Raw genomic sequence first — 25,105 nt, forward strand, 5'->3', positions numbered from 1 at the left:
TCAGTGGTCCGTCGGTTCGGGGATGGGGGCGGCCGCGCGGTCGGCGGTCTCGCGGGGCTCGCCGGGCTGGTCGTCGTCGTCGGGCTCCGGGGCGCGGGAGACGAGCACCCGCGCGACCCGCTTGCGCCGGCCCTCCGTGCCCTGCGCGACGAGGCGCAGGCCGTGGATCTCGCCCGCCGAGCCCGGGATCGGCACCTTGCCGAGCGCCTTGGCCAGCAGGCCGCCGGCGGTGTCCACGTCGTCGTCGTCGACGTCGAGCCCGAACAGCTCGCCGAGCTCGTCCTTGGCGAGCCGGGCCGGCACCAGGAACGTCCCGCCGCCCAGGTCCTCGACCTGCGGGGCGTGCGGGTCGTGCTCGTCGGTCAGCTCGCCGACGATCTCCTCCAGGGCGTCCTCGATCGTCACCAGGCCGGCGATGCCGCCGTACTCGTCGACGACCATCGCGATGTGGCTGGCGCCGGCCTGCAGCTCGCGCAGCAGCTCGTCGACCGGCTTGGACTCGGGGACGAACACGGCGGGCCGCACCAGCGACCCGGCGGGCGCCTCCGCGCCCTCCGGGTCGTCCTGCATCCGGCGCACCAGGTCCTTGAGGTAGAGCACGCCCCGCAGGTCGTCCACGCCCTCGCCGACCACCGGGACCCGGGAGTAGCCGGACCGCAGCAGCAGCGACAGCACCTTGCGCAGCGGCGTGGCCTCGTGCGTGGTGACCATGTCGGTGCGCGGCACCATCACCTCGCGGGTCAGGGTGTCGCCGAGCCCGAGCACCGAGCGCACCATCGCGCGCTCGTCCAGGTCGATCGCCGGCGACTCCCCGACGCGCTCGACCATCTCGCGCAGCTCCTCGGAGTCCAGGTCGGTGCCCGCCGCCGGGGCGACCCGGACCAGCGGGCCGGCGACCGACCGCACGGCGAGCAGCAGGCGGGACGTCGTGGTGAGCACCTGGCGCGGGTACCGCTGGCCGAGCGACCGCGGGCTCAGCCGGGCCAGCACCACCGTGAGGAAGGCGCAGGCGAGCACCGCCACCACCAGCTCGGCCGCCCAGGGCAGCGACGAGGCTGCGATCGCGAGCGTGAGGCAGACGGCCGCGACCATCTCGCACAGCAGCCGGACGACGCCCGCCGACCCCGCGACGGCGGTCCGGTCCTCGGTGAGGCGGCGCACCCGCTCCGCGGCGGGGTGCCGGGACGCCAGCAGGTCGGCGACGACGCCGCGGGACAGCCGCAGCACCGCCGCCTCGCCCGCGGACAGCACGGCCGCCACGAGCACGGCCAGGACCGTCAGGGCGGCGAGCAGCCCGAGAGGGACGCCGGCGGTCATCGTCCTGCGAGGAAGGTCAGCAGCAGCTGGCGCTGCAGGCCGAACATCTCCTTCTCCTCCTCCGGCTCCGCGTGGTCGTAGCCCAGCAGGTGCAGGATCCCGTGCGTGGTCAGCAGCAGCAGCTCCTCGACGGTCGAGTGCCCGGCGGTGCGCGCCTGCTCCACGGCGACCTCGGGGCACAGCACGACGTCGCCGAGCAGCCCGGCGGGCGTCGGCTCGTCGGCGCGGCCGGGGCGCAGCTCGTCCATCGGGAACGACAGCACGTCCGTGGGGCCGGGCTCGTCCATCCACTTCACGTGCAGGTCCGTCATGACCTCGGTGTCGACGAACAGGATCGACAGGTCGGTCTGCGGGTGCACGTGCATCTGGTCCAGGACGAAGCGGGCGAGCGCGGCGAACTCCGCCTCGTCGACCTCGTGGCCGGACTCGTTGTTGACCTCGATGCTCATCTCGGGGCCCCCGCGGAAGCGCGAGCGCAGCGAGCGGTTTCGTGGGGTGAGTTCATCTCTTGGTGCTGTCCCAGCGTGCGTAGGCGTCGATGATGTCGCTGACCAGGCGGTGGCGGACGACGTCGGAGGAGGACATCCGGCAGAAGGCGACGTCGTCCACGTCGTCGAGGATCGACTCCACGACGCGGAGGCCGGAGGTCGTGCCGGACGGCAGGTCGACCTGGGTGACGTCGCCGGTCACGACCACCTTGGAGCCGAAGCCCAGGCGGGTGAGGAACATCTTCATCTGCTCGGCGGAGGTGTTCTGCGCCTCGTCCAGGATGATGAAGGAGTCGTTGAGGGTGCGGCCGCGCATGTAGGCGAGCGGCGCGACCTCGATCGTGCCCGCCTCCATCAGCCGCGGGATCGACTCCGGGTCGACCATGTCGTGCAGCGCGTCGTACAGCGGCCGCAGGTAGGGGTCGATCTTGTCGCTGAGCGAGCCGGGCAGGAACCCGAGCCGCTCCCCCGCCTCGACCGCCGGGCGGGTGAGCACGATGCGGTTGACCTGGCGGGCCTGCAGCGCCTGCACGGCCTTGGCCATCGCCAGGTAGGTCTTGCCGGTGCCGGCCGGGCCGATGCCGAACGTGATCGTGTTCCGGTCGATCGCGTCGACGTACTCCTTCTGGCCGGCCGTCTTGGCCCGGATGGTGCGGCCGCGGCTGGACAGGATGTTGAACGTCAGGACGTCGGCCGGGCGCGTGGCGGTGCCGGCGGTGAGCATCGCGACGGACCGCGTCACGACGTCCGGGGTGAGCGGGGTGCCGGCGACGGCGGTCTCGACCAGCTCGTCGACGAGGCGCGCCACGAGGGCGACGTCCCCGGCGGGGCCGGCCAGGGTGATCTCGTTGCCCCGCACGTGCACGTCGACCGTGCGGAAGCCGCTCTCCACGGCGCGCAGGACCTGGTCGTCCATCCCCAGGAGCTCGACCATGGACACGCTCGACGGGATCGTGATCCGGTGCTCGACCCGGGCGGCGCCGGGGAGCGATCGCCGCGGGCGATCAGGTGTGGTCTCGGCCATGTGCTCGGCGTGCGCCGTGCGCTCCGTTCCTCGAGGAGGTGCTGGTCCCCCCATCCTACCGACCGCCGCCGACGGACCGCCCCCGGATTCTCCCCGCCGCGTGGCGCCTCCGCCAGGTACCGATGGCCCTACCGGACCGCGACCGCGGGGAGCACAGTAGGAGGGCGGGTGCAACGACGCCCCCGCGGTCGTACCGGAGGTGCACGTGGCCAGCTACGTCCAGGACTTCTCCGAGGGTGGCAAGGACCAGAAGGACCTGCTCGGCGGCAAGGGCGCGAACCTCGCCGAGATGACCCGCCTCGGCCTGCCGGTGCCGCCCGGCTTCACCATCACCACCGACGCCTGCCGCGCCTACATGCGCACCGGGCACCTGCCGCCCGAGCTGCGCGTGCAGGTCACGATGGCGCTGCGCCGGCTCGAGGACGCGCTGGGTCGCGGGCTGGGCGACTTCCACGAGCCGCTGCTCGTCTCCGTGCGCTCCGGCGCCAAGTTCTCCATGCCCGGGATGATGGAGACCGTGCTGAACGTCGGGCTCAACGACGCGTCCGTCATCGGGCTCGCCGAGCTCGCGCAGGACGAGCGGTTCGCGTGGGACTCCTACCGGCGCCTGATCCAGATGTTCGGCAGGACCGTCCTCGACATCGACGGCGACCTGTTCGCCGACACGCTCGACAAGGCGAAGGCGGCGAAGGGCGTCGAGCAGGACGTCGACCTCGACGCGGCGGACCTGCGCCAGCTCGTCGAGGCGTACAAGGACATCGTCCGCTCCGAGTCGGGTCGCGAGTTCCCGCAGCACCCGCGCGAGCAGCTCGACCTGGCGATCGTCGCGGTGCTGCGGTCCTGGAACACCGACCGCGCCCGGCTGTACCGGCGCCGCGAGCGCATCCCGGACGACCTCGGCACCGCGGTCAACGTCGTCAGCATGGTGTTCGGCAACCTCGGGCCGACCTCCGGCACCGGCGTGGCGTTCACCCGCGACCCCGCCACCGGCCACTCCGGCGACTACGGGGACTACCTGGCGAACGCCCAGGGCGAGGACGTCGTGGCCGGCATCCGGAACACGCTGAGCCTGGCCGAGATGGAGCAGGTGTCCCCGCAGGCCTACGGCGAGCTGCGCCAGGCCATGCGCCGGCTGGAGACGCACTACCGCGACCTGTGCGACGTCGAGTTCACCGTCGAGCGCGGCAAGCTCTGGATGCTGCAGACCCGGGTCGGCAAGCGCACGGCACCGGCCGCGTTCCGGATCGCCACCCAGCTGGTCGACGAGCACCTCATCACGATGGACGAGGCGCTGGCCCGGGTCAGCGGCGCGCAGCTCTCCCAGCTGATGTTCCCCCGGTTCGACGCCCGCGCCGAGCGCACCCTGCTCACCACCGGCATGGCCGCCTCCCCCGGCGCCGCGGTGGGTCACGCCGTGTTCGACTCGGCGACGGCGGAGGCGCGCGCCGCCGCCGGCGAGGACGTCGTGCTGATCCGCCGGGAGACCAACCCGGACGACCTCGGCGGCATGATCGCCGCGGTCGGCGTGCTCACCGCCCGCGGCGGCAAGACGTCCCACGCGGCGGTCGTGGCGCGCGGCATGGGCCTGACCTGCGTGGTCGGTGCCGACGCGCTCGTCATCGACCCCGCGGCGCGGTCGATGACGGTGGCCGGGCACGAGGTGGCCGAGGGCGACGTCGTCGCGATCGACGGCTCCACCGGCGAGGTCTACCTCGGCGCCGTGCCGGTCGTCCCCTCCCCCGTCAGCACGTACCTCGGCGAGGGCATCGACGCCGCGCTGGCGCTGGCCGGGCAGGACGAGGAGACGGCCGAGCTCGTCCGGTCCGTGGACCGCATCCTCACCCACGCCGACGACACCCGGCGGCTGCGGGTGCACGCCAACGCCGACACCGCCGAGGACGCCCGCCGGGCGCGCACCCTCGGCGCCCAGGGCATCGGGCTGTGCCGCACCGAGCACATGTTCCTCGGCGAGCGGCGGGTGCTGGTCGAGCGGGTCGTGCTCGCCGACGACGACGCGGAGCGCCAGGCGGCGCTGGACGCCCTGCTGCCGCTGCAGCGCGAGGACTTCCGCGCGCTGCTCACCGAGATGGACGGCCTGCCGACCACCATCCGGCTCATCGACCCGCCGCTGCACGAGTTCCTGCCCGACCTCACCGACCTGGCCGTGAAGGTGGCGCTCGCCCGGGAGCGCGGCGAGGAGGACGACCACGACACCCGGCTGCTGGCCGCGGTGCGCCGGATGCACGAGGCCAACCCGATGCTCGGGCTGCGCGGCGTGCGGCTCGGCCTGGTGGTGCCCGGGCTGTTCGCCCTGCAGATCCGCGCGGTCTGCGAGGCGGCTGCCGACCGGCTCGAGGCCGGCGGCACGCCGCACGCGGAGATCATGGTGCCGCTGGTCGGCTCCGTGATGGAGCTGCACCTGGTCCGCGACGAGGCGCTGCGGATCATGGCCGAGGTCGGCGCCGCCCGCGGGGTCGACCTGGACCTCCCGGTCGGCGTCATGATCGAGCTGCCGCGCGCGGCGCTCACCGCCGACCGGATCGCCGAGGTCGCGCAGTTCTTCTCGTTCGGCACCAACGACCTCACGCAGACCACGTGGGGCTTCTCCCGGGACGACGTCGAGGGGGCGTTCTTCCCGGAGTACCTCGCGAACGGGGTGCTCACCGTGTCCCCGTTCGAGACCATCGACACGAAGGGCGTCGGTCGGCTCGTCCGCATCGCCGTGGAGGAGGGCCGGGCGACCCGCCCGGACCTCACGGTCGGCGTCTGCGGCGAGCACGGTGGTGACCCGGAGTCGATCCGGTTCTTCGACTCGGTGGGCCTGGACTACGTGTCCTGCTCGCCGTTCCGGGTTCCGGTCGCGCGGCTCGAGGCCGGCAGGGCCGCGATCCAGGGAGCCGACTCCGACGCCCGGTGAGGGGGCGCGCGCGGCGCCGCCCGCCCGGTTGGGACACCGGGGAGGCGGCGGCGCGGCGCCCGGCCCGCCCGCGGCGGACCGCTACTTCACGGCACCCGAGAGCAGGCCGCTGACGTAGTACTTCTGCAGCAGCAGGTAGATCACGATGCACGGCACGACCGTCACCGTGACCCCTGCCTGCATGACGCCCCAGTCCAGCTGGTTGTTCTGCCCGGACGCCAGCATCTGCAGGCTGACCGGCAGGGTGTACCTGTCCTGGTCCACCAGCAGGATCAGCGTCGCGAAGAACTCGTTCCACGCGGTGAAGAACGTGAGCAGCGCGGTGGAGATCACGCCCGGCAGCGCCACCGGCAGCAGCACGCGGCGCATCGCGCCGAGCGTCCCGCAGCCGTCGATCATCGCGGCCTCCTCCAGGCTGCCGGGCAGCGCCGCGAACGTGTTCCGCATGAGGAACAGCCCGAACGGCAGGCTGAACGTCGCGATCACCAGGATCAGCCCGGGCAGCGAGCCGAGCAGGCCGAGGTTCCGCAGGATCAGGAACAGCGGGGTGATGATCGCCTGGAACGGCACCATGAACGCGACCAGGGCCAGGAAGAAGATGAACCCCGAGCCCCGGAACGGCAGCTTGGCGAACCCGTAGCCGGCCAGCGTGGCGACCACGGTGGTCAGCAGCGTCACGGACACCGACACCAGCACCGAGTTGCCGAGCGAGCGCAGCAGGCTGATCCCGGACGAGGAGTCCGCGAGCGCCGCGTAGTTCTCCAGCGACCAGTCGTGCGGGAACATCGTCGGCGGGACCGCGACGGCCTCGGCGGGCGCCTTGAGGCTCTGCGTGATCATCACGTACAGCGGGTAGAGGAACACGATCGCGAGGCAGAGGCAGACGACCCACCACGCGAGGCGGGGCATCGACGCGCGGACCTCGGCGATCGTGCGCGGGACCCGGCCGCGGCGGCGGCGCGCCGGGGTCCGGGACGGGTCGGGGGTGGCGAGGGCCGAGGCGTCGGCGGCGACCAGCGTGCTCATGCGTTGTCCGTGTTCCTCAGCAGGAGCATCTGCAGGGCGCTCACGGCCGCGAGGACGACCATGAGCAGCACCGACATCGCGGCACCGGCGCCGAGCTCGAACTGGATGAAGGAGGTCCGGTAGGTCTGAAACACCGCGGTGATCGTCGAGTTCGACGGCCCGCCGGCGGTCATGATGAAGAACTGGTCGAACGCGAGCAGCGACCCGGCGACCGAGAACACCAGCACGAGCGCGAGCGTCGGGCGTAGCAGCGGCAGCGTGATGTGCCGGAAGGCCTGCCACCGCCCCGCGCCGTCGATGCGCGCGGCCTCGGTCACCTCGACCGGGATGGACTGCAGCCCGGAGGACAGCAGCAGCATCTGCAGGCCGACCACCTTCCACGTGACCATCGCCAGCACGATGACGAGCGCTGAGGTGAACGTGGCGAAGTAGTTCTGGGACGCGTCCAGGAGGCCGGCCCGCTCCCCGATCGCCGCGGCCGGGCCGAGGTCGGGCTGGAACAGGTACATCCACAGGTAGGAGGCGGCGGCCATGCCGATGACGACCGGGATGAACCAGATCGTCTGGAACGCCCGCGCCGCGCGGGTGCCCCCGCGGACCAGCAGCGCCAGCACCAGCGCCACGGCGAACAGCAGCGGCGTGGCGATCAGCGTGTACCGGAGCGTGAACCCGACCGCCGCGAGGAAGTCGGAGTCGGTCAACGCGTCCGTGTAGTTCTGCAGCCCGACCCAGGTGTGCTCGCCGAGCATCGGCCAGTCGTAGAAGGACATCCGGACCGTCTGCGTCAGCGGCCACAGGAAGAACAGGCCGAGCATGACGACGGCCGGCAGGACCATGAGCACGCCGAGCCGGGTGCGCCGGCGGGCGAGGGTGGCGCGCCTGCGGCGGCGCCGGGGCAGCGCGACGCCGCCGGGTGCGGGTGGGGCCATGACGGGTGCGGTCATCGCTCGGAACTCCGTCGTTCGAGGGGGCGCGGTGCCCCGCGGATGAGGTCAGTCGTTCGCCTTGTCGAGGATCGCCTGGGCGTCCTCCTGGGCCGCGGCCTGCGCGTCGGCGACGCTGCCGGGTCCGAACACGGCGTCCTGGACCAGCCCGGCCCAGACGCCGTTGTTGTCGTTGAACAGCTCGTTCTCGACGATCGAGTACGGCACGTGCCCGACGGACAGGGCGTCGGCGAACACGGCGAACCGGGGGTCCTGCGGCACGTAGATCTCGTCGAGCAGGTCCATCCGGATCGGCAGGATCGCGTGGTCCGCGAGCACCTGCTGCGCGTCGCGGTCGGTCGTCCACTGCAGGAACTCCCAGGCCCCGTCCGGGTTGTCGGCACCGGTCATCACGGACAGCACGTCGCCGCCGGCGAACGAGGCGGAGCCGCCGTCCTGCCCGGGGATCGGGGCGACGCCGAAGTCGACCGACCCGTCCGACACCAGCGTCGACATGAACGACGTGCCGTCGAACCGCATGCCGACCGTGCCGGACTGGAACGCGCTCGCCGCGTTCGGCCCGGCGTCGGTGCGCACCAGCTCGGGCATGGTGCCCGCGTCGTACAGGTCGCGGTACAGCTGGAGGGCCCCGCCGACCTCGTCCGAGTCGAGCAGCGCCTCGGTGCCGTCGGCGTTCAGCACGTCGCCCCCGGACGCCCACACCAGCGGGGTCAGCGAGAAAATGTTGCAGCCGCCGCACGCGCCGGAGAACACGAACCCGTTCGTGCCGTCGCCGAGCGCCGCCACGGCCTCGGCGGCCTGCTGCACCTCGGCCCAGGTGGCCGGCGGGACCTCGGGGTCGAGCCCGGCCTCGGCGAACAGGGTCTTGTTGTAGAACATCACCGACACGTCGCCCGTGAACGGGACGCCGTAGGTCCGGCCCTCGTAGGTGACCTGGTCCAGGTGCGCCGGGCTGAGGTCGTCCGCGTACGGCAGCGCGTCGACCCGCTCGGTGACGTCGGCCAGCACGCCCGCCGAGGCGAAGTACGGCGCGAACACCAGGTCCAGCGACGCGATGTCCGGTCCCTGGTAGGCCGCCACCGCGGTGCCGAGCTTCTGCACGAAGCTCGTCGCGGGGACCAGCGTGACCTCGACCTGCGTGTCGTGGGTCGCGTTGAACTCGTCCGCGAGCGTCCCCATGATCGCCTTCTGGTAGTCGCGGACCCAGAGCGTCACGGTGTCGTCGTCACCTCCGCCACCGGGCCCGCTCGCGCAGGCGCTCGCGCCGAGCACCACCGCGGCGGCCAGCGCGGCCGCCCTCCTGACCCGTCTGCGCATCGTCGCGCCGTCCCTTCGTCGTGGGGTGCCGGCCCCCGCGGGCCGGGTCGTGCGTCGTGGGGTCGTCCGGCGCCGGGCCGCTCGGCCGCGGCGCCGGACGCCGGTCAGGCGAGCGGGAGCCAGACCCGCATGGCGCCGGGGGCGCGGTTGCCCCACTGCGCGTAGGGGATCGCGGTCAGCCGCACGGGCGCGCCCGCGGCGGGGACGCGCGGGCCCGCCCCGTACAGCGGGGCGTCGGCCACCTCGGCGGCGACGCCCTCCGCGGCGATGCGCGGCAGCGAGTCGTCACCCGGGACCACGGTGAGCGCGCCGCCGGCGCGCAGCCGCACGTCCTCGACGGACGGGCCGTCGGGGTGGTCGGCCTGCTCGACGCAGTAGACGACCGGGCCGCGCACCAGCGCCACCGAGCCGCGCACGGCGTCCACCCGGGGGTGCGCCGCGACCGCGGTGGCCGGCATGTCCAGGTCGAGCTCGACCCGGCGGGTGCCCGCGGGCAGCACCAGGTAGCCGTCCTCGAGCGGCAGGTCGGCCCGGGTGGCCGCGGCGAGCGGGGTGCCGTCCACCGTGACCCGGACCCGGTCGGCCCAGCCGGGCACGCGGAGCGCCAGCGAGCCGGTGAGGTCGCCGTCGACCTCGAGGAGCACCCGGCCGTCGGCGGGGTACGCGGTGTCGACGCGGACCGTCCCGGTCCCGAGGTGCTCCGGGACCGCGATCGTCGCCGCGCTGTACAGGTGCACTCGGAGGGCGTCGTCGGTCGCCGTCGCCAGGTACGCGTGCAGCGACGCCACCAGCCGGGCGATGTTCGGCGGGCAGCACGCGCAGGAGTACCAGGGCGTGCGCCGGGACGGGGCGTTCTTCTCCTCGCGATGCCCCTCGCGCAGGTGCAGCGGGTTGGAGTAGAAGAACGACCGGCCGTCCGCCGACACCGACGCCGCGACCGCGTTGTAGAGCGCCCGCTCGATCGCGTCGGCGTACCGCGAGCCGCCGTCGGCCAGCAGCATCCGGTAGGACCACTGCACGTCGGCGATGGCGGCGCAGGTCTCGGCGTAGGCGCGGTCCGGCGGCAGCTCGTAGGCGTCGCCGAACGACTCGTCGAAGTGCCGCGAACCCATCGCGCCGGTCACGTACATCTTCTGGTGGTGGGCCGAGTCCCACTGCGCGCGCATCGCGGCGAGCAGGGTGTCGTCGCCCTGCTCGGTGAACACGTCGGTGACGCCGGCGTCCAGGTAGAGCTGCCGCACGGCGTGGCCGGTCGCCTCGAGCGACTCCCGGACGGGGGCGTGGTCCTGGAAGTAGTGCGCGCCGAGCCGGTCCGGGCCGAGCAGCGCCAGGTCCTGCCCGCGCTCGTCGACCATCCTGCGGGCCGTGGCCAGGTAGGGCTCGTGGCCCGTCTCGCGGTACAGCTCGACCAGCGCCGTCTCCACCTCCGGGTGGCCGCAGTAGCCGGCACGGCCCCCGGGCCCGAACGTGGCGACGACCAGGTCGGCGCACCGGCGACCCAGCGCGAGGTAGTCGGCCCGCCCGGCGCCGCGGTGCAGGGCGACCGCGGCCTGGATGAGGTGCCCCGCGCAGTACAGCTCGTGCGCCCAGCGCAGGTCCGCCCAGCGCTCGGCGGGCCGGTCGACCTGCACGAACGAGTTGAGGTAGCCGTCGTCGTCCTGCGCGCGCTCCAGCAGGTCGAGGGTGCGGTCCAGGAAGCCGTCGAATGCGTCCGTGCCGGTGCGGCCGATCTCCCAGCCGATCGCCTCCAGCACCTTGTAGACGTCCGAGTCGGCGAACTGGTAGCCGACGAACGGGCCCTCGTGCTCCCCGGTGACCCGGCGCAGGTTCGGCAGGGCGCCGCTGTCCTCCAGCATCCCGATGCTGTGCGGCAGCGTCGCACCGGCGTTCAGCCGCTGCCAGCGGCCGAGGTGGCCGGCCGGGTCGAGGCGGACCGCGGAGGCCGGCAGCGGGCGCTGGACCAGGCGCTCGGTGGCGCGCGGGGCGACCGGGCCGGCGTGCGCGCGCAGCGGCTGCGCGGGGCGGGCGGTGGGTGCGGTGGTGGCCGCGTGCGTCATGAGGCTTCCTCGCCGTGAGCGGTGCAACGGTGCGGGAGCCACTGTGCTGTCCGATTACATCGATGTCAACCCCGTGAGCCCGCGATGCCGACGCGTAGCGGTACTGCCCCCGCGCAATGCTGGGCGAGAACGCGGCACCGACCCCGAGCAGCCACCTGACATCGATGCACGTCACGACGCCGCGGTCGACCCGGTTCCCGTCGGTCCGTCGCGACGCACCCCGATCGGACGGAGGGTCGCGCCACGAACGGGGGATCAGGCGACGGGCGTCCGCGGACCGCCGGTCGACTCCCGCACGGCGAGCCGGTGCTCCGCCACCACGACGCGGGGCTCCCCCGCGTACCCGCCGATCCGGTCGACCAGCAGCTCGACGGCGGTCCGGGCGATCTGCTCCTGCCCGGGGTCGACGGAGGTCAGCGGCGGGGTCGAGAACCGGGCCTGCTCGGTGTCGTCGAACCCGACCACGGCGACGTCGTCCGGCACGCGCAGCCCCCGGCTGGCCAGCACCCGCAGCGCGCCGAACGCCATGGCGTCGTTGAAGCAGAACACCGCGTCGAACGGCGCCCCGGACCCCAGGAGCCGCACCGCCGCCGCCGCGCCGGACGACCGGCGGTCCCAGTCGGGCGCGTCGAGCACCAGGGCGTCGTCGACGGGGACGCCGGCCGCCGCGAGGGCGTCCCGGTACCCCGCCTCGCGCAGGGCGGCGGACCCGCCCCTCGGCGTCGCGCCGATCGCCGCGATCCGCCGCCGGCCCGTGGCGAGCAGGTGGGCGACCGCGGTCCGCGCGGCCCCGCGGTCGTCCATCACGGCCTGGTCCGCCGGCGGCGCGCCGAGCCGCGGCCCCAGGAGGACCACCGGGCCCTCGACGCGCAGCCGCTCCACCTCGGCGGGGCTCAGCGCCGCCGGCGACACGATCGCGCCGTCGACCTGCTGCCGGCGACCCCCGGTGAGCACCGCGCGCTCGGCGGCCGCCACCGCGTCGGTCGGCTCGATGACCACGGCCAGCCCGCGGCGCTCCCCCTCGGCGATGACGCGCTCGGCCAGGTCGCCGAAGTACGGCTGGTACAGGTGGGGCAGCGCGAACGCGATCACGCCCGTCCGTCCCGACCGCAGCCGGCTGGCGAACGGGTTGACCCGGTAGCCGAGCGCGTCCACCGCGGCGAGCACCCGGTCGCGGGTCCCGGGCCGGACGTGCGCGTGCCCGGCGAGGACGTTCGAGACGGTCTTGACCGACACGCCGGCCGCCGCCGCGACGTCCGCCATCGTGACGGGCCGGGCGGGGTCCGCCGGGGTGCGGTCGGCGGGGCCCTCGGCGGGACCCTCGGCGGCGGCGGTCACGCGACCCCCACCCCGAGCGTGGACTCGCGCAGCCGCAGCTCGACCGCGGCCGCCGCGCGCGCCCCGTCGGCCCGCGGCGCGCGGCCCTCGATCCGGTCCTCGAGCAGCGCGACGGCGGTGCCGGCGACCTCGCTGGTCCCCTGCGCGATCGACGTCAGGGACGGCACGGCGTACCGGGCGTCCTCGGTGTCCCCGGACCCGACGACGGCCAGGTCCTCGGGCACCCGCAGCCCCCGGTCGAGCGCGGCGCGCAGCGCACCCAGGGCCAGCGCGTCGGTGTGCGCGACCAGCGCGTCGACCGGCCGGCCGGAGTCCAGCAGCCGGGCCGCGGCCTCGGCGCCCGCCTGGCGGCCCCAGCGCGGTCCGACGTCGAGCAGCAGCGCCTCGTCGACGTCGAGGCCGGCGTCGCGGGCGGCCCGGCGGAAGGCGGCGGTGCGGCGAGCGCCGGGCGACCCCGGGCGGGGGTCGGCCCCGAGCACCGCGATCCGCCGCCGTCCCGTCTCGACCAGGTGGGCGACGGCGGCGGCGACCGCGGGGTCGGCGTCGACCGCCGCCGCGACCCCCGGCTCGACCCGCTCCCCCAGCAGCACCGCGGGCAGCGCCGCGGCGTCGGCGTCCTCCGCCCCCACGCCCAGCGCGTACAGCAGCACGCCGTCCAGTCCGCCGCCGCGGCCGCGCAGCAGCGCGAGCTCGCGGTCCCGGTCGCCGCCGGTCGGGTCGACGAGCACGGTCAGGCCGCGCCGGCCGGCCTGCTGGAGCACGGCGTGCGCGAGCTCGGCGTAGTACGGCTCGCGCAGGTCGGGCAGCCCGAGGCCGATGACGCCGGACCGGCCGGTGCGCAGCGTCCGCGCGGCGGGGTTGAGCCGGTAGCCGAGCTCCTCGATCGCCGCGAGCACCCGCGCCCGCTTGTCCGGGCTGATGTGCGGCTCGTCGTTGACCACCCGGGACACCGTCTTGACGGACACGGCGGCGCGGCGCGCGACGTCCTGCATCGTGACGGCCATGGTGCGTCAGCGTAGGGCCTGCCGGTGGGGCGCGGGCGGGAGCGCCCGGCCGCCGGGCCGCCGGGCCGCCCAGGCGGCCCGGCCTACGCGTTCCGGTCCGGCCGCCGCCGATCGTCGTGGGCACGGCAGGAGACGGTAGGCCGCGCGGCGCGGGGCGCCCGGCCACCGGGCGCCCGGCCACCCGGGGAGCGGGCGGCCCGGCGCCCGGGCCGGGCGCCGGGATCAGTCCGCCGGGCCCGCGATCAGGGTGACGGTCGTCGTCTGCGCGGTGCCGTCGGCGGTGGTCCAGGTCAGCGTCACCTGGTCGCCGGGGGCGTGCGCCGCGAGCGCCGCGCTCAGCGCGTCGCCGTCCGCCACGGCGGTGCCGTCGACCGCGGTGATCGCGTCGCCCGCCGCCAGGCCGGCCTGCGCCGCCGGGGTTCCGTCGATGACACCCGCGACGATCGCGCCGGCGCCGGTGGAGCCGGTCGCCCCGCCGAGGCCGCCCGGGCCCGGGACGGTCGAGGTGGCGCCGGTCGCCAGTTGCACGCCGAGGAACGCCGGGTAGCCGAGCGTGATCGTGCCGGAGTCCTGGCCCGCGACGATCTGCGTCGCCACGTCCAGGGCGTCGTCGATCGGGATGGCGAAGCCCGTGATGTCCGACGAGCCGGAGGACGCGGCGGTCGTGATGCCGACGACCTCGCCCTGGTCGTCCAGCAGCGCACCGCCGGAGTCGCCCGACACCACGTCGGCGTCCACCTGGATCAGCCCGGTCAGCGACTCCCCGGACGAGACGCCCTCGGCCTGGGTGGTGATCGACTGGTCCAGCGCGGTGACGGTGCCGTCCGCAGCGAGCAGCACGCCGCCGCCCTGCGCGTTGCCGACCGCCGTGACCGCGTCGCCCACGGCCAGGCCGTCGTCGGGGTCGAGCGTCGCGGTGGTCAGGCCGGACGCACCCTCCAGCTGGAGGACCGCGACGTCGGCGGTCGCGTCGGTGCCGACCACCTGGGCGGTGTACGTCTCGCCGGTGGCGCCGATCGTGACGGTGATCTCGGTGGCGCCCTCGACGACGTGGTTGTTCGTCAGCACGAGCCCGTCGGAGGTGAGCACGATCCCGCTGCCCGCGGCCTCGGCGGACTGGTAGCCGAGCACCGTGTCGATCAGCACCACGCCCTGCTGCTGGGCCTCGGTGGCGGTGCTCGTGTCCAGGGTGCCGGTGCCGGTCGACCCCGACCCGGACGAGGAGCCGGGGAGGCCGGTCGACGGCGCGGACCCCCCGTACCCGTAGCCGGAGGACGAGCCGCCCTGCGACCCGGTGGCCCCGCTCCACCCGCCGATGCCGGACGCGGAGCCGTCGCGGCCCGCCGAGGCGGTGAGCCCGGTGCCCGCGGTGCCCGCGGGCCGGCCGAGCGCGACCGCCGACCCGCCGAGGACCAGGGCCCCGGCGACGGCGCCCGAGGCGACCAGGGCGACGGCGGTGCGGCGCCGGCGGGAGCGGCGCGGGGCGGGCGGGGCGGCGGCCGGGTCCCCGGGGAGCACTGCGTCGCCGGGGTGCGCTGCGGGCTGCTGCGGTTCGGTCGACTGGGCGGCCTGGTCGTGCTGGTCCATTCCGGACACCTCCTGCGGGGCGCCGCTGTGGCGCCGACAGGAGCAAGAGAACGCCCCGATCCCGGACGACCGCTGAACCCTCCCTGAGCGCCGCCCATGAACCGACGCCGGCGCGCGGGTCAGGCGGTGAACCGCTCCGACCGCTCCACCACGTGCGCCGTCCGGGTCGCCTCGTCCCACGTGTAGACCGTGCGGCCCTCGATGAGGACGTGCTCCGCGCGGGCGTGCACGTCGAGCGGGTCGCCCGACCAGATCACGACGTCGCCGTCGCGCCCCGGCTCCAGCGCGCCCACCCGGTCGTCGAGCCCGAGGAACGCCGCGGGGTTCACGGTCAGCGCCTCCAGCGCGGTCTGGCGCGGCAGGCCGTCCTTCACCGCGAGCGTCGCCTGGTGCACCAGGAAGTTGATCGGGACCACCGGGTGGTCGGTGGTGATCGCGACCCGGACGCCCGCCTTCGCGAGCGCGGCCAGGTTGGCGATCGCGCGGTCCCGCAGCTCGACCTTCGACCGTGAGGTGAACATCGGGCCGAAGATCACCGGGATGTCCCGCTCGGCGATGACGTCCGCGATCTTGTGGCCCTCCGTGCCGTGGTTGAGCACCAGGCGGTAGCCGAACTCGTCGGCCAGGCGGATCGCGGTCACCAGGTCGTCGTGCCGGTGCGCGTGCTGGTCCCAGGCGAGCTCGCCGTCCAGCACCCGCGCCAGCGTCTCCAGGCCGAGGTCGACCTTGAACGGCTCGCCCTTGGCCTCGGCCGCGGCGCGCGCCGCGCGGTAGTGCTGCGCGTCGGTGAACGCCTGCCGGATGATCAGCGCGGTGCCGAGGCGCGTCGACGGCGTCTGCTTCTTCTCGGCGTACACCCGCTTGGGGTTCTCGCCGAGCGCCGACTTCACGGAGACGGCCGCCTTGATGACCTGCTCGTCGATGGTGCGGCCGCCCCAGGACTTGATCGCGACCGACTGGCCGCCGATCGGGTTGCCCGAGCCCGGCTTCACGACGACCGAGGTCACGCCGCCCGACAGCGCGTCGCGGAAGCCCTCGTCGTCGATGTTGACCGCGTCGATCGCGCGGACCGCCGCCATGTTCGGGCCGGTCATCTCGTTGGTGTCGTTGCCGGCGACGCCCTCGCCCTCCTCGTGGATGCCCACGTGGCCGTGCGCCTCGACGAAGCCCGGCAGCACCCAGCGGCCGGCCGCGTCGATCACGGTCGCGCCCTCGGGGACGGCGACGTCGGCGCCGACGGCCTCGATGCGGCCGTCGCGGATCAGGACGGTGCCGCCGTCGATCGGGTCGGAGGAGACGGGGACGACATGGCCGCCGGTGATGGCGACGACGGAGGAGGTCATGACCTCCACCGTACGTCGGTGCCCGGGACGGTCCGCACCGGGACCCGGGCGTCCGGCGACCGGCCCCGCACGCCGCGAGGGCGCCGCGTGTGGCACGGTGGCACGCGTGCGATACGTGATCATCGGCGCCGGCGCGGTCGGCGGGACCATCGGCGGGCTGCTGGCGGAGGCGGGGCGCGAGGTCGTGCTCGTCGCGCGCGGCGCCCACCTGGACGCGCTGCGGGCGGACGGCCTGCACCTCACGACCCCGGCCGGCGCGCGGGTGGTCCGGGCCGCGACGGCGGCCGGGCCGGAGGACGTCGACCTGCGCCCCGGCGACGTCCTCGTGCTCGCCGTGAAGGGCCAGGACACCGCCGCGACGACGGCGCAGTGGGCGGGCCGCCCGGTCGCCGGCGGGCGCACCGCGGGCGAGGACCTGCTGCTGGTGTGCGCGCAGAACGGCGTCGACAACGAGCGCACGGCGCTGCGCCGGTTCGCCCGCGTCGCCGGGATGTGCGTCTGGCTGCCCGCGACGTTCCTCGAGCCCGGCCGGGTCTCGGCGGCGGGCAGCCCCGTGACCGGGGTGCTCACGCTCGGCTCGTACCCGGCCGGCGCGCCGGACCCGGACCTGGCGGCCGTCGCGGCGGATCTGGCGGCCGTGGGCTTCCGCGCACCGGTGGTGCGGGACGTCATGGCGTGGAAGTACGCGAAGCTGCTGAGCAACCTGGGGAACGCCGTCGAGGCGCTGTGCGGCCCGGTCCGCGAGCCGGCCGCGAAGGAGCTGCTGTCCGCGACGGTCGCGGAGGCGCGCGCGGTGCTCGCGGCGGCGGGGATCGAGCCGACGTCGCCCGAGGAGGAGGCCGAGGCCCGCGGCGACTTCACCCTCGCCGAGCTGCCGGGCGTCACCCGGCGGGGCGGGTCGTCGTGGCAGAGCCTGGTGCGCGGCGCCGGGTCGATCGAGGCGGCCTACCTCAACGGCGAGATCGTGCTGCTCGGCCGCCTGCACGGGGTCGCGACCCCGCTCAACGCGGCACTGCTCCGGCTGGCCGAGGCCGCCGCGGCTGCGGGCGAGCAGCCGGGCGGGCACGACGCAACCGAGATCCTCGGCGCCGCCCGGACCGCGGCCTGACCGGAGCGGCGACGTGCTGAGCGACGAGGCGGCGGGCCGGGCGGCCGGCGACGAGGCCGGCCCCGGTGCCGCGGGCGGTCCGGGGGCGACGGGCTCCCCCGCGCCCGCCGCGAAGCCGCTGCCCGCGGGGCCGCCGTCCACCCGGGTCGACCGCTGGGTGTGGGCCGTCCGGCTCACCAAGACCCGCGCCGCGGCGGCGACCGCGTGCCGCGCCGGCCACGTGCGGGTCAACGGCGAGCGCGCCAAGCCGGCGACGTCGGTCAAGGTCGGCGACGAGGTCCGGGTCCGGGGCGAGGGTCCCGAGCGGATCGTCGAGGTCGCGCACGTCCTGGAGCGCCGCGTCGGCGCCGAGCCCGCCGCCCGGTGCTACGTCGACCGCACCCCGGCGCCCCCGCCCCCGGAGCAGGTGGCGGTGGCGGCGCAGCGCGACCGCGGCGCCGGCCGACCCACCAAGCGCGAGCGCCGGGAGATCGACCGCCTCCGCGGCCGCGGCTGACGCCCGCCTGCGATCCTGGTCGCGGCTGAACAGGCGGCGTCGTGTCGGTCGGCGCACGGGCGAGGTCGACCCCGGAGAATGTCGTCATCCCCCCTCACGTGCCCCCAGGGAAACTGACCGCGAACGCCACTCGACGAATGCGAGGAAGATCGCGAGCAGGCTTCCGGCAACGGGCAAGAAGAATGCGACGGCAACCGCGACCGCACCCCGCGCCAGCCCTCCACGGCGCAGCACCCGGAGCGCGGCGACGACCCCGACCAACCACAGCACGACGACGAGTGCCTCCAGCGGCGCAAGGCCGAACACTCAGACCTTCCACGTCAGGAGCAGCACGCCGTCTCCCGACACCCGCAGGCCCTGGATGCCGGTCACGGTCGACTGCAGCGGGCGCCCCAGCGACCACTCGGTCTTGCACGTCGCGGTCGTCGCCGTGCTCTCGGACCAGCTCGCGCTCGAGATCGAACGCAGGGGCACGTAGTTGGTGTACGTGCCGTAGCACCGGTTCACGCTCACGACCTTCGATCCGTTCGCGGTGAACCCGATCGTGGTCTTGATCTCCGTGTACGTGATGCCGAGGATCGTCCAGTTCTGGCTGTACCAGTGGGTGCGGGCGGTCGAGCGGGTCCCGCTCGGGTCACCGCCCGCCTCCTCGACGACCTCCACCTCGTCCCAACGCGCCTCGATCTCGTCGACGGCCGCCGGATTGCCGAAGCCGTCGTCCCCGAGGATCTCCAGGGTCTGGGTGCGCTCGTCGTCGGTGAGCGCGTCCCAGCGCACCCTCTCCGTCGGAGGCAGCATCTCTCGCACCGCTTCGGCCGTGAGCGCAGGTCCGGTCGCATCCGCGGCTGCCAGCGGAGCACCCACACCCACGAGCGCGATCGATGTCGCACAGGCGATGACAAGACGTCGAGCATTGCGCATGATCTCTCCTTCGAGCTGCGCGGCTGATCGGACGCCCCCCAGAAATGACGGTAACGCACCGTCTCCGCGCGACGCAAAGGCCTCGCGGCCTCGCGGACAAATCGGTCGAAAGTGAGAACCCATTGCACACTCACAGGTGGCGCGCCCCCGGCGGACCGACGCCCAGGCGAGCCGCCAGGGCCATCGCGTCCACCGGGGCCCGCACCTTCGCGTCGTTGTCGAAGTACACGTAGACGTCCCGCCCCTCCGGCACCGCAGCGGCCGGCGGACCCAGCCGGCGCGCGTCGCCCGGCTCCCCGCCGGCCGCCCACGCCCGCACCCGCGCCGCCCACCGGTCGAGCGCCGGGTCGTCGTAGCCCGAGACGTACAGCTCGGAGTCGCCGTGCAGCCGCACGTAGACCAGGTCCGACGTCACGTCCTCCAGGTACGGCCAGCGGCCGGCGGTGTCGGCGACCACCAGCCCGATGCCGTGCTCGCGCAGCAGCGCCGGGAACTCCGGCGTCTCGAACGACGCGTGCCGCACCTCCAGCACGTGCCGCAGCGGCCGGTCGGCGTCGGTGGTGGTGAACGCGCGGTCGTCGAGCCGCTCGTCGTGCCGCCCGGCCAGCTCGGCCGCGGCGGCCGTCGTCCGCGGCAGCAGGTCGAAGAACCGCGCCAGCCGGTCCGGGTCGTAGCCGAGCGTCGGCGGCAGCTGCCACAGCACGGGGCCGAGCGCCGGGCCGAGCGCGAGCACGCCCGACGCGAAGAAGTTCGCCAGCGGCACCTCGACGTCGGCGAGCTTCTTCATGTGCGTGACGAACCGGCCGCCCTTGACGGAGAACACGAAGCCCTCCGGGACCTCCGCGCGCCACGCCTGGTACGACTCCGGGCGCTGCAGCGCGTAGAAGGAGCCGTTGATCTCGATGGTGCCCAGGTGCCGGGAGGCGTGCTCGAGCTCGCGGCGCTGCGGCAGGCCCTTCGGGTAGAACACCCCGCGCCACGGCGCGTACCGCCAGCCGGAGATGCCGATGCGGACGGTCGCGGTCATGGCCGGACCGTAGGCAGGGCCCGCGGGCGCGGCAACCGCTCCGGACGGGTGACGCCGCCGCCCGCGTCGCCGCGCGTTCAGCCGTTCGACACGCGCGGGACGCCCGATGACGGTATGCCTGGCGGGTGCACGCCGACCCCGCCCCGCTGCCGCCGACGCCGCCCGGCCCGCCGACGCCCCGAGCCGCGGACCCGGGCCGCGCCGGCGCGCCCACGCGCGCGCCGGCCCCCGGCTCCCGCGGCCGCGTCGTCGCCTGGTCCCTGTGGGACTGGGGCTCCGCGGCGTTCAACGCCGTGATCACGACGTTCGTGTTCACGCGCTGGCTGACGAGCGACGCGTTCGTCGACCCGGCGGTGGTCGCGGAGGGCGGCGACGCCCTGGACGCCGCGCTGGCCCGGCACTCGACCTGGCTCGGCTGGGGCCTGACGGCGGCGGGCGTGCTGATCGCGCTGCTCGCGCCGCTGAGCGGCACCCGCGCGGACGGCTCGGGGCGCCGCCGCCGCAACCTGGCGGTGCAGACCGCGATCACCGTCGCCCTGTGCGCGGCGATGGTCCTGGTCCGGCCGGACCCGGACTCGCTCACCGCCAACCTGCTGCTCGGGATCGCCCTGCTCGCGACCGCCAACCTCACGTTCGAGCTCGCGAGCGTGCACTACAACGCCCTGCTCCCCCGGGTGGCGACCCCGGCCACGCTCGGCCGGGTCAGCGGGCTCGGCTGGGGGGCGGGCTACCTGGGCGGCATCGTGCTGCTGCTGGTGCTGTTCGTCGGGTTCATCAACCCGGAGGTCGGCTGGTTCGGCGTGACCGGCGAGGACGGCGTCAACATCCGGGTCGCGGTGCTGGTCTCGGCGCTCTGGTTCGGGGTGTTCGCGGTCCCCGTGCTGCTGGCCGTCCCCGACGACCCGTCGGCGGCCGCGGCGGCGGTTCGCCGGCCCGGCGTCGTGGACGCGTACCGCCGGATCGTGGCCGACGTGCGCGACCTGTGGCGGACGTCCCGCAGCACCGTGGGGTTCCTGCTGGCGAGCGCCGTGTACCGCGACGGGCTCGCGGGCGTGTTCACGTTCGGGGCCGTGATCGCCTCCGGCACGTTCGGGTTCTCCGCGAGCGAGGTCGTGGTGTTCGCGATCGCCGCGAACGTCGTCGCCGGCGTCGCAACGCTCGCGGCGGGCGCGCTCGACGACCGCGTCGGGCCGCGGGTGCTCATCGTCGTGTCGCTGGTCGGGCTGGTGGTCGCGGGCGTGGCCACGTTCGCCCTGGCCGGCGCGGGGACGTCGGCGTTCTGGGTCTGCGGGCTGCTGCTCTGCGTGTTCGTGGGCCCGGCCCAGTCGGCGAGCCGGTCGCTGCTCACGCGCCTCGCGCCGCCCGGGCGGGAGAGCCAGATCTTCGGCCTGTACGCGACGACGGGCCGCGCGGCGAGCTTCCTGGCGCCGTTCGCGTTCTCGACCGCGGTGGCGCTCGCCGGGTCGCAGCGGTGGGGCATCCTGGGGATCGTGCTCGTCATCGCCCTCGGTCTGGCCGCGCTGCTGCCGCTGCACCTGGCCGCGGCCCGGCCCGGGGCGCGCGCGTCGGCCGACCCGGGGCGCGCGTGACCGGCTGGCGGCCCGACCCGCTCGGGCCGGGCTGGGAGCAGCGCACGCTCGCGCTGTCGGCGACGGACCCGGACCTGGTGGCGACCGTCGTCCGCCGCGCGCCGGAGCCCGGCGCGGCCCCCGGCGGCAGCGCGGTGCTGCACGTGCACGGGTTCAACGACTACTTCTTCCAGACCCACCTGGCGGACGCGTTCGCCGCCGCGGGCCACACGTTCTACGCCCTCGACCTGCGCCGGTGCGGCCGGTCCTGGCGGGAGGGCCAGGTGCCGCACTACGTCGACGACCTCGCGGAGTACCGCGCCGACCTGGGCCTGGCCGCCCGGCTGCTGCGCGAGGAGCTCGGCCACGACCGGCTCACGGTGCACGCGCACTCGACGGGCGGGCTCACGGCGGCGCTGTGGGCGGACAGCCCCGGCGGCCGCGGCGCCGTGGACGCCCTGGTGCTGAACAGCCCGTGGTTCGACCTGAACTCCCGGTGGTTCCACCGGGTGGTGTCGACCTGGGTGCTGGACAGCCTCGGGCCGGTCGACCGGATGCGGGTGCTCGCCGACGGGCCGTCCGCGTACTCGTGGCACCTGCACGCGGACAACGGCGGGCGCTGGACGTACGACCGCGCGCTCAAGCCGGCCGAGGGCTTCCCGGTGCGCGCGGGCTGGCTGCGCGCGGTGCGCCGGGGCCAGGCCCGGCTGGCCCGCGGGCTGCACATCGAGGTCCCGGTCCTGGTGTGCACCGCCGCGCAGTCCGGGCCGAACTCCCGGTCCAACCCGCTGCTCGACGCGCAGGACACGGTGCTCGACGTCCAGCAGATCTGGTCCCGCACGCCCCGGCTCGGCGACGACGTCACGCTCGTGACGGTCCCGGGCGGCATCCACGACCTCGCGCTCTCGGCCGACGGGCCGCGCGCGGAGTACCTGGGCACCGTCACGGAGTTCCTCGCGCGGGTGCAGGACCACCGCGCGGCCTGACCCCCGGCGTCAGCCCGGCAGCCCCGCCGCGTCGATCAGCGTCGCCGCCGCCGACCGCGCCTGGGCCGCCGCCTCGGCCGTGCCCGCGATCGCGGCGGTCGTCTGCGCTCCCTCCGCGAGGATCGCGAGCTGGGCCGCGAGCACGGGCGGTCCGCCGGCGTCGGCCACGAGGCCCGCGACGTAGTCCTGGAACGTCGCCTTGTGGGCGCGGACGATCTCGGCGACGTCGGGCGAGCACCCGCCGAGCTCGCCGAACGAGTTGATGAAGATGCAGCCGTGGAAGTCGGTCTCGCCGAACCAGGCGGCGAGGTGGTCGTACACGGCGAGCAGCCGCTCGCGGGGGGTGCCGGCGGCGTCGACGGCGCCGCGCACGCCGCGCTCCCACAGCGCGCTGCGCCGGCGCAGCACTTCCGCGACGATCGCGTCCTTCCCGCCGAACAGCGCGTACAGCCGCTTCAGCGGGACGCCGGCCTCGGTGCGCAGCTCGTCCATGCCGACGGCCTGGATGCCGCGCCGGTAGTAGAGCCGGTCCGCCGCGTCCAGGACCCGCTCGCGCAGCTCGTCGTCGGACGGCGCCGGACGCGCCGTCCCGTGCACCTGGCTCATCGCCACCTCCGGGGGTTGCGTGGAAAACGTTCGTTCTCTACTGTAGGCGACATCGCAGAGAACGACCGTTCTCCGCACCGAGGAGAGGGCTGGCCATGCCGTACATCACCGTGGGCACCGAGAACACCACGTCGATCGACCTCTACTACGAGGACCACGGGACGGGGCAGCCCGTCGTCCTGATCCACGGCTACCCGCTGGACGGCCACTCGTGGGAGAAGCAGTCCGCCGCGCTCCTCGACGCCGGCTACCGCGTGATCACCTACGACCGCCGCGGCTTCGGGCAGTCGAGCCAGCCCACCACCGGCTACGACTACGACACGTTCGGGGCCGACCTGAAGACGGTGCTCGACACCCTCGACCTGCGCGACGCGGTCCTGGTCGGGTTCTCGATGGGCACCGGCGAGGTCGGCCGGTACCTCGGCACGTACGGCTCCGAGCGCGTGGCGAAGGCGGTGTTCCTGGCCTCGCTCGAGCCGTTCCTGCTGCGGACGGACGACAACCCGACCGGCGTCCCCCAGGAGGTCTTCGACGGCATCGTCGAGGCGGTGACCGCCGACCGGTACGCGTACTTCACCAGCTTCTACGCCGACTTCTACAACACCGACGAGAACCTCGGGTCGCGGCTGTCCGAGGAGGCGCTCCGGCACTCGTGGGACGTCGCCGCCGGCTCGTCCTGGTTCGCGTCCAGCGCGGTCGTGCCCGCCTGGCTGACCGACTTCCGGGGCGACCTGCCGAAGGTCGACGTGCCGACGCTGATCGTGCACGGCACCGCGGACCGGATCCTGCCGATCGACGCCACCGGGCGACCGTTCCACGCGGCGCTGCCGCAGGCCGAGTACGTCGAGATCGAGGGCGCGCCGCACGGCATGCTCTGGACGCACGGGGCCGAGGTGACCGAGGTGCTGCTCGACTTCCTCGGGCGCTGACGTCGCGCGGGCCGGCGGCGGCCGGGCGGGGCCTGTCGGCCCCGTCCGGCATGCTGGTGGGGTGCAGCACCCGAGCCGTCCCGAGCGCGCCGCGGCCCACCCGGCGCCGCCCGGCGACCGCGGCGCCCCGCTGACCGGCGGGTACGTCCCCGACGGCCCGCTGGACCTCCGGCTCACGCTGATGCTGGTCCGCCGCGGCGGCCTCGACCCGGCGCTGCGGATCGAGCGGGACGGCACGGTGTGGCACGCGCTGCGCACCGCGGACGGCCCCGCCACCCTGCACCTGCGGCCCGGTCCCGGCGGCGTCGCCGCGGCGGCGTGGGGCCCGGGCGCGGCGCGGGCGCTCGCCGGGGTGCCGGACCTGCTGGGCGCGCGCGACGACCCCCGCACCTTCGACGCCGCCGGCCACCTGGTGCTCGCCGCGGCGCACCACCGGCTGCGCGGCCTGCGCATCCCCCGCACCGGCGACGTGCTCGGTGCGCTGGTCCCGGCGGTGCTGGAGCAGCGCGTGGTCACGGTGGACGCGCACCACGCGTGGCGCTGGCTGCTGCTCCGGCACGGCGAGGTCCCGCCGGGGCCCGCGCCCGCGGGGATGCGGGTGCCGCCCGACGCGCTCGGCTGGCGCCGGGTCCCGGTGTGGGACTGGCGGCGGGCGGGCGTCGACGACCAGCGGTCCTCGACGATCCTGCGGGCCGCGGCGGTCGCCCGCCGGCTGCAGGAGGTGCTCGACGTCGCCCCGGACGCGCCGGGCGCCGCCGCAGAGGTGCGGCGCCGGCTCGCGACCGTGCCCGGGGTCGGCGTGTGGACCGTCGCGGAGACGACCCGCCGCGCGCTCGGCGACGCGGACGCGGTGTCCGTGGGCGACCTGCACCTGCCGCGGCTCGTCGGCACCGCGATCGCCGGCCGCCGGGTGGAGCAGGAGGAGGTCCTCGACGTGCTCGCGCCGTGGGCCCCGCACCGCGGCCGGGTGGTGCGGCTGCTGGAGCTCACCGACCGGTCCCGCGCGCCCCGCACCCGCCCGCGGCCCCCGCGCGCGGTCCGCCCGGCCTGAGCCGCGACACCTCCGTCCGGCCTCCGTGCCCGGAATACCGCGGCCCGGCGG

The 25,105-nt window shown here is 75.2% G+C and carries 21 protein-coding genes; 7 read left to right on the forward strand and 14 right to left on the reverse strand.

The window, feature by feature from the left end; translation table 11 throughout:
* From MHY85_RS04665 to MHY85_RS04675, 3 genes are read right to left on the reverse strand one after another with little or no spacing between them, the layout of a single operon-like run.
* On the reverse strand, window positions 1-1,317 hold the full coding sequence (locus tag MHY85_RS04665; protein ID WP_239193577.1) for a hemolysin family protein: 1,317 nt from the start codon (window positions 1,315-1,317) through the stop codon (window positions 1-3).
* Entirely contained in the window at window positions 1,314-1,766 is a 453-nt protein-coding gene (gene ybeY, locus MHY85_RS04670) for an rRNA maturation RNase YbeY (RefSeq protein WP_154729469.1), read from the reverse strand. Before ybeY ends, MHY85_RS04665 begins: the two co-directional genes overlap by 4 nt.
* A 52-nt stretch (window positions 1,767-1,818) precedes the next feature.
* Window positions 1,819-2,829: a PhoH family protein gene (locus MHY85_RS04675; protein ID WP_239193579.1), complete on the reverse strand. Its 1,011-nt coding sequence runs from the start codon at window positions 2,827-2,829 to the stop codon at window positions 1,819-1,821.
* Window positions 2,830-3,034: 205 nt separating this feature from the next.
* Here MHY85_RS04675 and ppdK point away from each other — a divergent pair, with 205 nt between their 5' ends.
* Window positions 3,035-5,746, forward strand: a complete 2,712-nt coding sequence (gene ppdK, locus MHY85_RS04680) for a pyruvate, phosphate dikinase (RefSeq protein ID WP_239193581.1) — start codon at window positions 3,035-3,037, stop codon at window positions 5,744-5,746.
* A gap of 81 nt (window positions 5,747-5,827) precedes the next feature.
* Here the strand turns inward: ppdK and MHY85_RS04685 are convergent, their stop codons facing one another.
* From MHY85_RS04685 to MHY85_RS04720, 8 genes are all read right to left on the reverse strand, one after another.
* A complete protein-coding gene (locus MHY85_RS04685) occupies window positions 5,828-6,772 on the reverse strand; it encodes a carbohydrate ABC transporter permease (protein ID WP_239193583.1) in 945 nt (314 codons plus the stop codon).
* Complete coding sequence (locus MHY85_RS04690) at window positions 6,769-7,716, reverse strand: carbohydrate ABC transporter permease (RefSeq protein WP_239193585.1); 948 nt, start codon at window positions 7,714-7,716, stop codon at window positions 6,769-6,771. Before MHY85_RS04690 ends, MHY85_RS04685 begins: the two co-directional genes overlap by 4 nt.
* 48 nt (window positions 7,717-7,764) lie before the next feature.
* Window positions 7,765-9,033: a sugar ABC transporter substrate-binding protein gene (locus MHY85_RS04695; RefSeq protein ID WP_239193587.1), complete on the reverse strand. Its 1,269-nt coding sequence runs from the start codon at window positions 9,031-9,033 to the stop codon at window positions 7,765-7,767.
* Window positions 9,034-9,137: 104 nt separating this feature from the next.
* Entirely contained in the window at window positions 9,138-11,090 is a 1,953-nt protein-coding gene (locus tag MHY85_RS04700) for a glycoside hydrolase family 127 protein (RefSeq protein ID WP_239193589.1), read from the reverse strand.
* A 255-nt stretch (window positions 11,091-11,345) separates the two neighbouring features.
* A complete protein-coding gene (locus MHY85_RS04705) occupies window positions 11,346-12,428 on the reverse strand; it encodes a LacI family DNA-binding transcriptional regulator (protein WP_239193591.1) in 1,083 nt (360 codons plus the stop codon).
* Entirely contained in the window at window positions 12,425-13,432 is a 1,008-nt protein-coding gene (locus tag MHY85_RS04710; protein ID WP_239193593.1) for a LacI family DNA-binding transcriptional regulator, read from the reverse strand. The genes MHY85_RS04705 and MHY85_RS04710 overlap by 4 nt, the downstream gene beginning before the upstream one ends.
* 222 nt (window positions 13,433-13,654) lie before the next feature.
* Window positions 13,655-15,019: a S1C family serine protease gene (locus MHY85_RS04715; protein ID WP_239193595.1), complete on the reverse strand. Its 1,365-nt coding sequence runs from the start codon at window positions 15,017-15,019 to the stop codon at window positions 13,655-13,657.
* 119 nt (window positions 15,020-15,138) lie between these two features.
* On the reverse strand, window positions 15,139-16,362 hold the full coding sequence (locus tag MHY85_RS04720; RefSeq protein ID WP_239193597.1) for an amidohydrolase: 1,224 nt from the start codon (window positions 16,360-16,362) through the stop codon (window positions 15,139-15,141).
* A gap of 106 nt (window positions 16,363-16,468) precedes the next feature.
* Here MHY85_RS04720 and MHY85_RS04725 point away from each other — a divergent pair, with 106 nt between their 5' ends.
* Both MHY85_RS04725 and MHY85_RS04730 read left to right on the forward strand, forming a co-directional pair.
* On the forward strand, window positions 16,469-17,470 hold the full coding sequence (locus MHY85_RS04725; RefSeq protein WP_239193599.1) for a ketopantoate reductase family protein: 1,002 nt from the start codon (window positions 16,469-16,471) through the stop codon (window positions 17,468-17,470).
* Window positions 17,471-17,588: 118 nt separating this feature from the next.
* A complete protein-coding gene (locus MHY85_RS04730; RefSeq protein ID WP_210417418.1) occupies window positions 17,589-17,966 on the forward strand; it encodes an RNA-binding S4 domain-containing protein in 378 nt (125 codons plus the stop codon).
* A gap of 306 nt (window positions 17,967-18,272) precedes the next feature.
* Here MHY85_RS04730 and MHY85_RS04735 read toward each other — a convergent pair whose 3' ends face one another.
* Both MHY85_RS04735 and MHY85_RS04740 read right to left on the reverse strand, forming a co-directional pair.
* The gene (locus tag MHY85_RS04735; protein WP_239193601.1) at window positions 18,273-18,764 is read right to left on the reverse strand and encodes a hypothetical protein; all 492 of its coding nucleotides are present in this window, start codon (window positions 18,762-18,764) and stop codon (window positions 18,273-18,275) included.
* Window positions 18,765-19,017: 253 nt separating this feature from the next.
* A complete protein-coding gene (locus MHY85_RS04740; protein ID WP_239193603.1) occupies window positions 19,018-19,914 on the reverse strand; it encodes a DUF72 domain-containing protein in 897 nt (298 codons plus the stop codon).
* A gap of 125 nt (window positions 19,915-20,039) precedes the next feature.
* Between MHY85_RS04740 and MHY85_RS04745 the strand changes: the two genes are divergently transcribed.
* Together MHY85_RS04745 and MHY85_RS04750 are read left to right on the forward strand one after the other, a co-directional pair.
* The gene (locus MHY85_RS04745; RefSeq protein ID WP_239193605.1) at window positions 20,040-21,503 is read left to right on the forward strand and encodes an MFS transporter; all 1,464 of its coding nucleotides are present in this window, start codon (window positions 20,040-20,042) and stop codon (window positions 21,501-21,503) included.
* On the forward strand, window positions 21,500-22,468 hold the full coding sequence (locus MHY85_RS04750; RefSeq protein ID WP_239193607.1) for an alpha/beta hydrolase: 969 nt from the start codon (window positions 21,500-21,502) through the stop codon (window positions 22,466-22,468). Before MHY85_RS04745 ends, MHY85_RS04750 begins: the two co-directional genes overlap by 4 nt.
* Window positions 22,469-22,477: 9 nt before the next feature.
* Here MHY85_RS04750 and MHY85_RS04755 read toward each other — a convergent pair whose 3' ends face one another.
* Window positions 22,478-23,074, reverse strand: coding sequence for a TetR/AcrR family transcriptional regulator (locus tag MHY85_RS04755; protein WP_239193609.1), 597 nt, complete (start codon window positions 23,072-23,074; stop codon window positions 22,478-22,480).
* Between the two features lie 95 nt (window positions 23,075-23,169).
* Here MHY85_RS04755 and MHY85_RS04760 point away from each other — a divergent pair, with 95 nt between their 5' ends.
* Together MHY85_RS04760 and MHY85_RS04765 are read left to right on the forward strand one after the other, a co-directional pair.
* Window positions 23,170-24,003: an alpha/beta fold hydrolase gene (locus MHY85_RS04760; RefSeq protein ID WP_239193611.1), complete on the forward strand. Its 834-nt coding sequence runs from the start codon at window positions 23,170-23,172 to the stop codon at window positions 24,001-24,003.
* 61 nt (window positions 24,004-24,064) lie between these two features.
* Window positions 24,065-25,054, forward strand: a complete 990-nt coding sequence (locus MHY85_RS04765) for a DNA-3-methyladenine glycosylase (RefSeq protein ID WP_239193613.1) — start codon at window positions 24,065-24,067, stop codon at window positions 25,052-25,054.
* The last annotated feature ends 51 nt before the right edge of the window (window positions 25,055-25,105 follow it).

Source organism: Cellulomonas sp. ACRRI (assembly GCF_022346185.1).
In the GTDB taxonomy this organism is placed as follows: domain Bacteria; phylum Actinomycetota; class Actinomycetes; order Actinomycetales; family Cellulomonadaceae; genus Cellulomonas.

Bases quoted from the DNA above. Each gene is read 5' to 3' on its own strand.
- MHY85_RS04665 (WP_239193577.1), bottom strand. From the start codon at position 1,317: ATGACCGCCGGCGTCCCTCTCGGGCTGCTCGCCGCCCTGACGGTCCTG.
- ybeY (WP_154729469.1), bottom strand. From the start codon at position 1,766: ATGAGCATCGAGGTCAACAACGAGTCCGGCCACGAGGTCGACGAGGCG.
- MHY85_RS04675 (WP_239193579.1), bottom strand. From the start codon at position 2,829: ATGGCCGAGACCACACCTGATCGCCCGCGGCGATCGCTCCCCGGCGCC.
- MHY85_RS04685 (WP_239193583.1), bottom strand. From the start codon at position 6,772: ATGAGCACGCTGGTCGCCGCCGACGCCTCGGCCCTCGCCACCCCCGAC.
- MHY85_RS04690 (WP_239193585.1), bottom strand. From the start codon at position 7,716: ATGACCGCACCCGTCATGGCCCCACCCGCACCCGGCGGCGTCGCGCTG.
- MHY85_RS04695 (WP_239193587.1), bottom strand. From the start codon at position 9,033: ATGCGCAGACGGGTCAGGAGGGCGGCCGCGCTGGCCGCCGCGGTGGTG.
- MHY85_RS04700 (WP_239193589.1), bottom strand. From the start codon at position 11,090: ATGACGCACGCGGCCACCACCGCACCCACCGCCCGCCCCGCGCAGCCG.
- MHY85_RS04710 (WP_239193593.1), bottom strand. From the start codon at position 13,432: ATGGCCGTCACGATGCAGGACGTCGCGCGCCGCGCCGCCGTGTCCGTC.
- MHY85_RS04715 (WP_239193595.1), bottom strand. From the start codon at position 15,019: ATGGACCAGCACGACCAGGCCGCCCAGTCGACCGAACCGCAGCAGCCC.
- MHY85_RS04720 (WP_239193597.1), bottom strand. From the start codon at position 16,362: ATGACCTCCTCCGTCGTCGCCATCACCGGCGGCCATGTCGTCCCCGTC.
- MHY85_RS04735 (WP_239193601.1), bottom strand. From the start codon at position 18,764: ATGCTGCCTCCGACGGAGAGGGTGCGCTGGGACGCGCTCACCGACGAC.
- MHY85_RS04740 (WP_239193603.1), bottom strand. From the start codon at position 19,914: ATGACCGCGACCGTCCGCATCGGCATCTCCGGCTGGCGGTACGCGCCG.
- MHY85_RS04755 (WP_239193609.1), bottom strand. From the start codon at position 23,074: ATGAGCCAGGTGCACGGGACGGCGCGTCCGGCGCCGTCCGACGACGAG.
- MHY85_RS04760 (WP_239193611.1), top strand. From the start codon at position 23,170: ATGCCGTACATCACCGTGGGCACCGAGAACACCACGTCGATCGACCTC.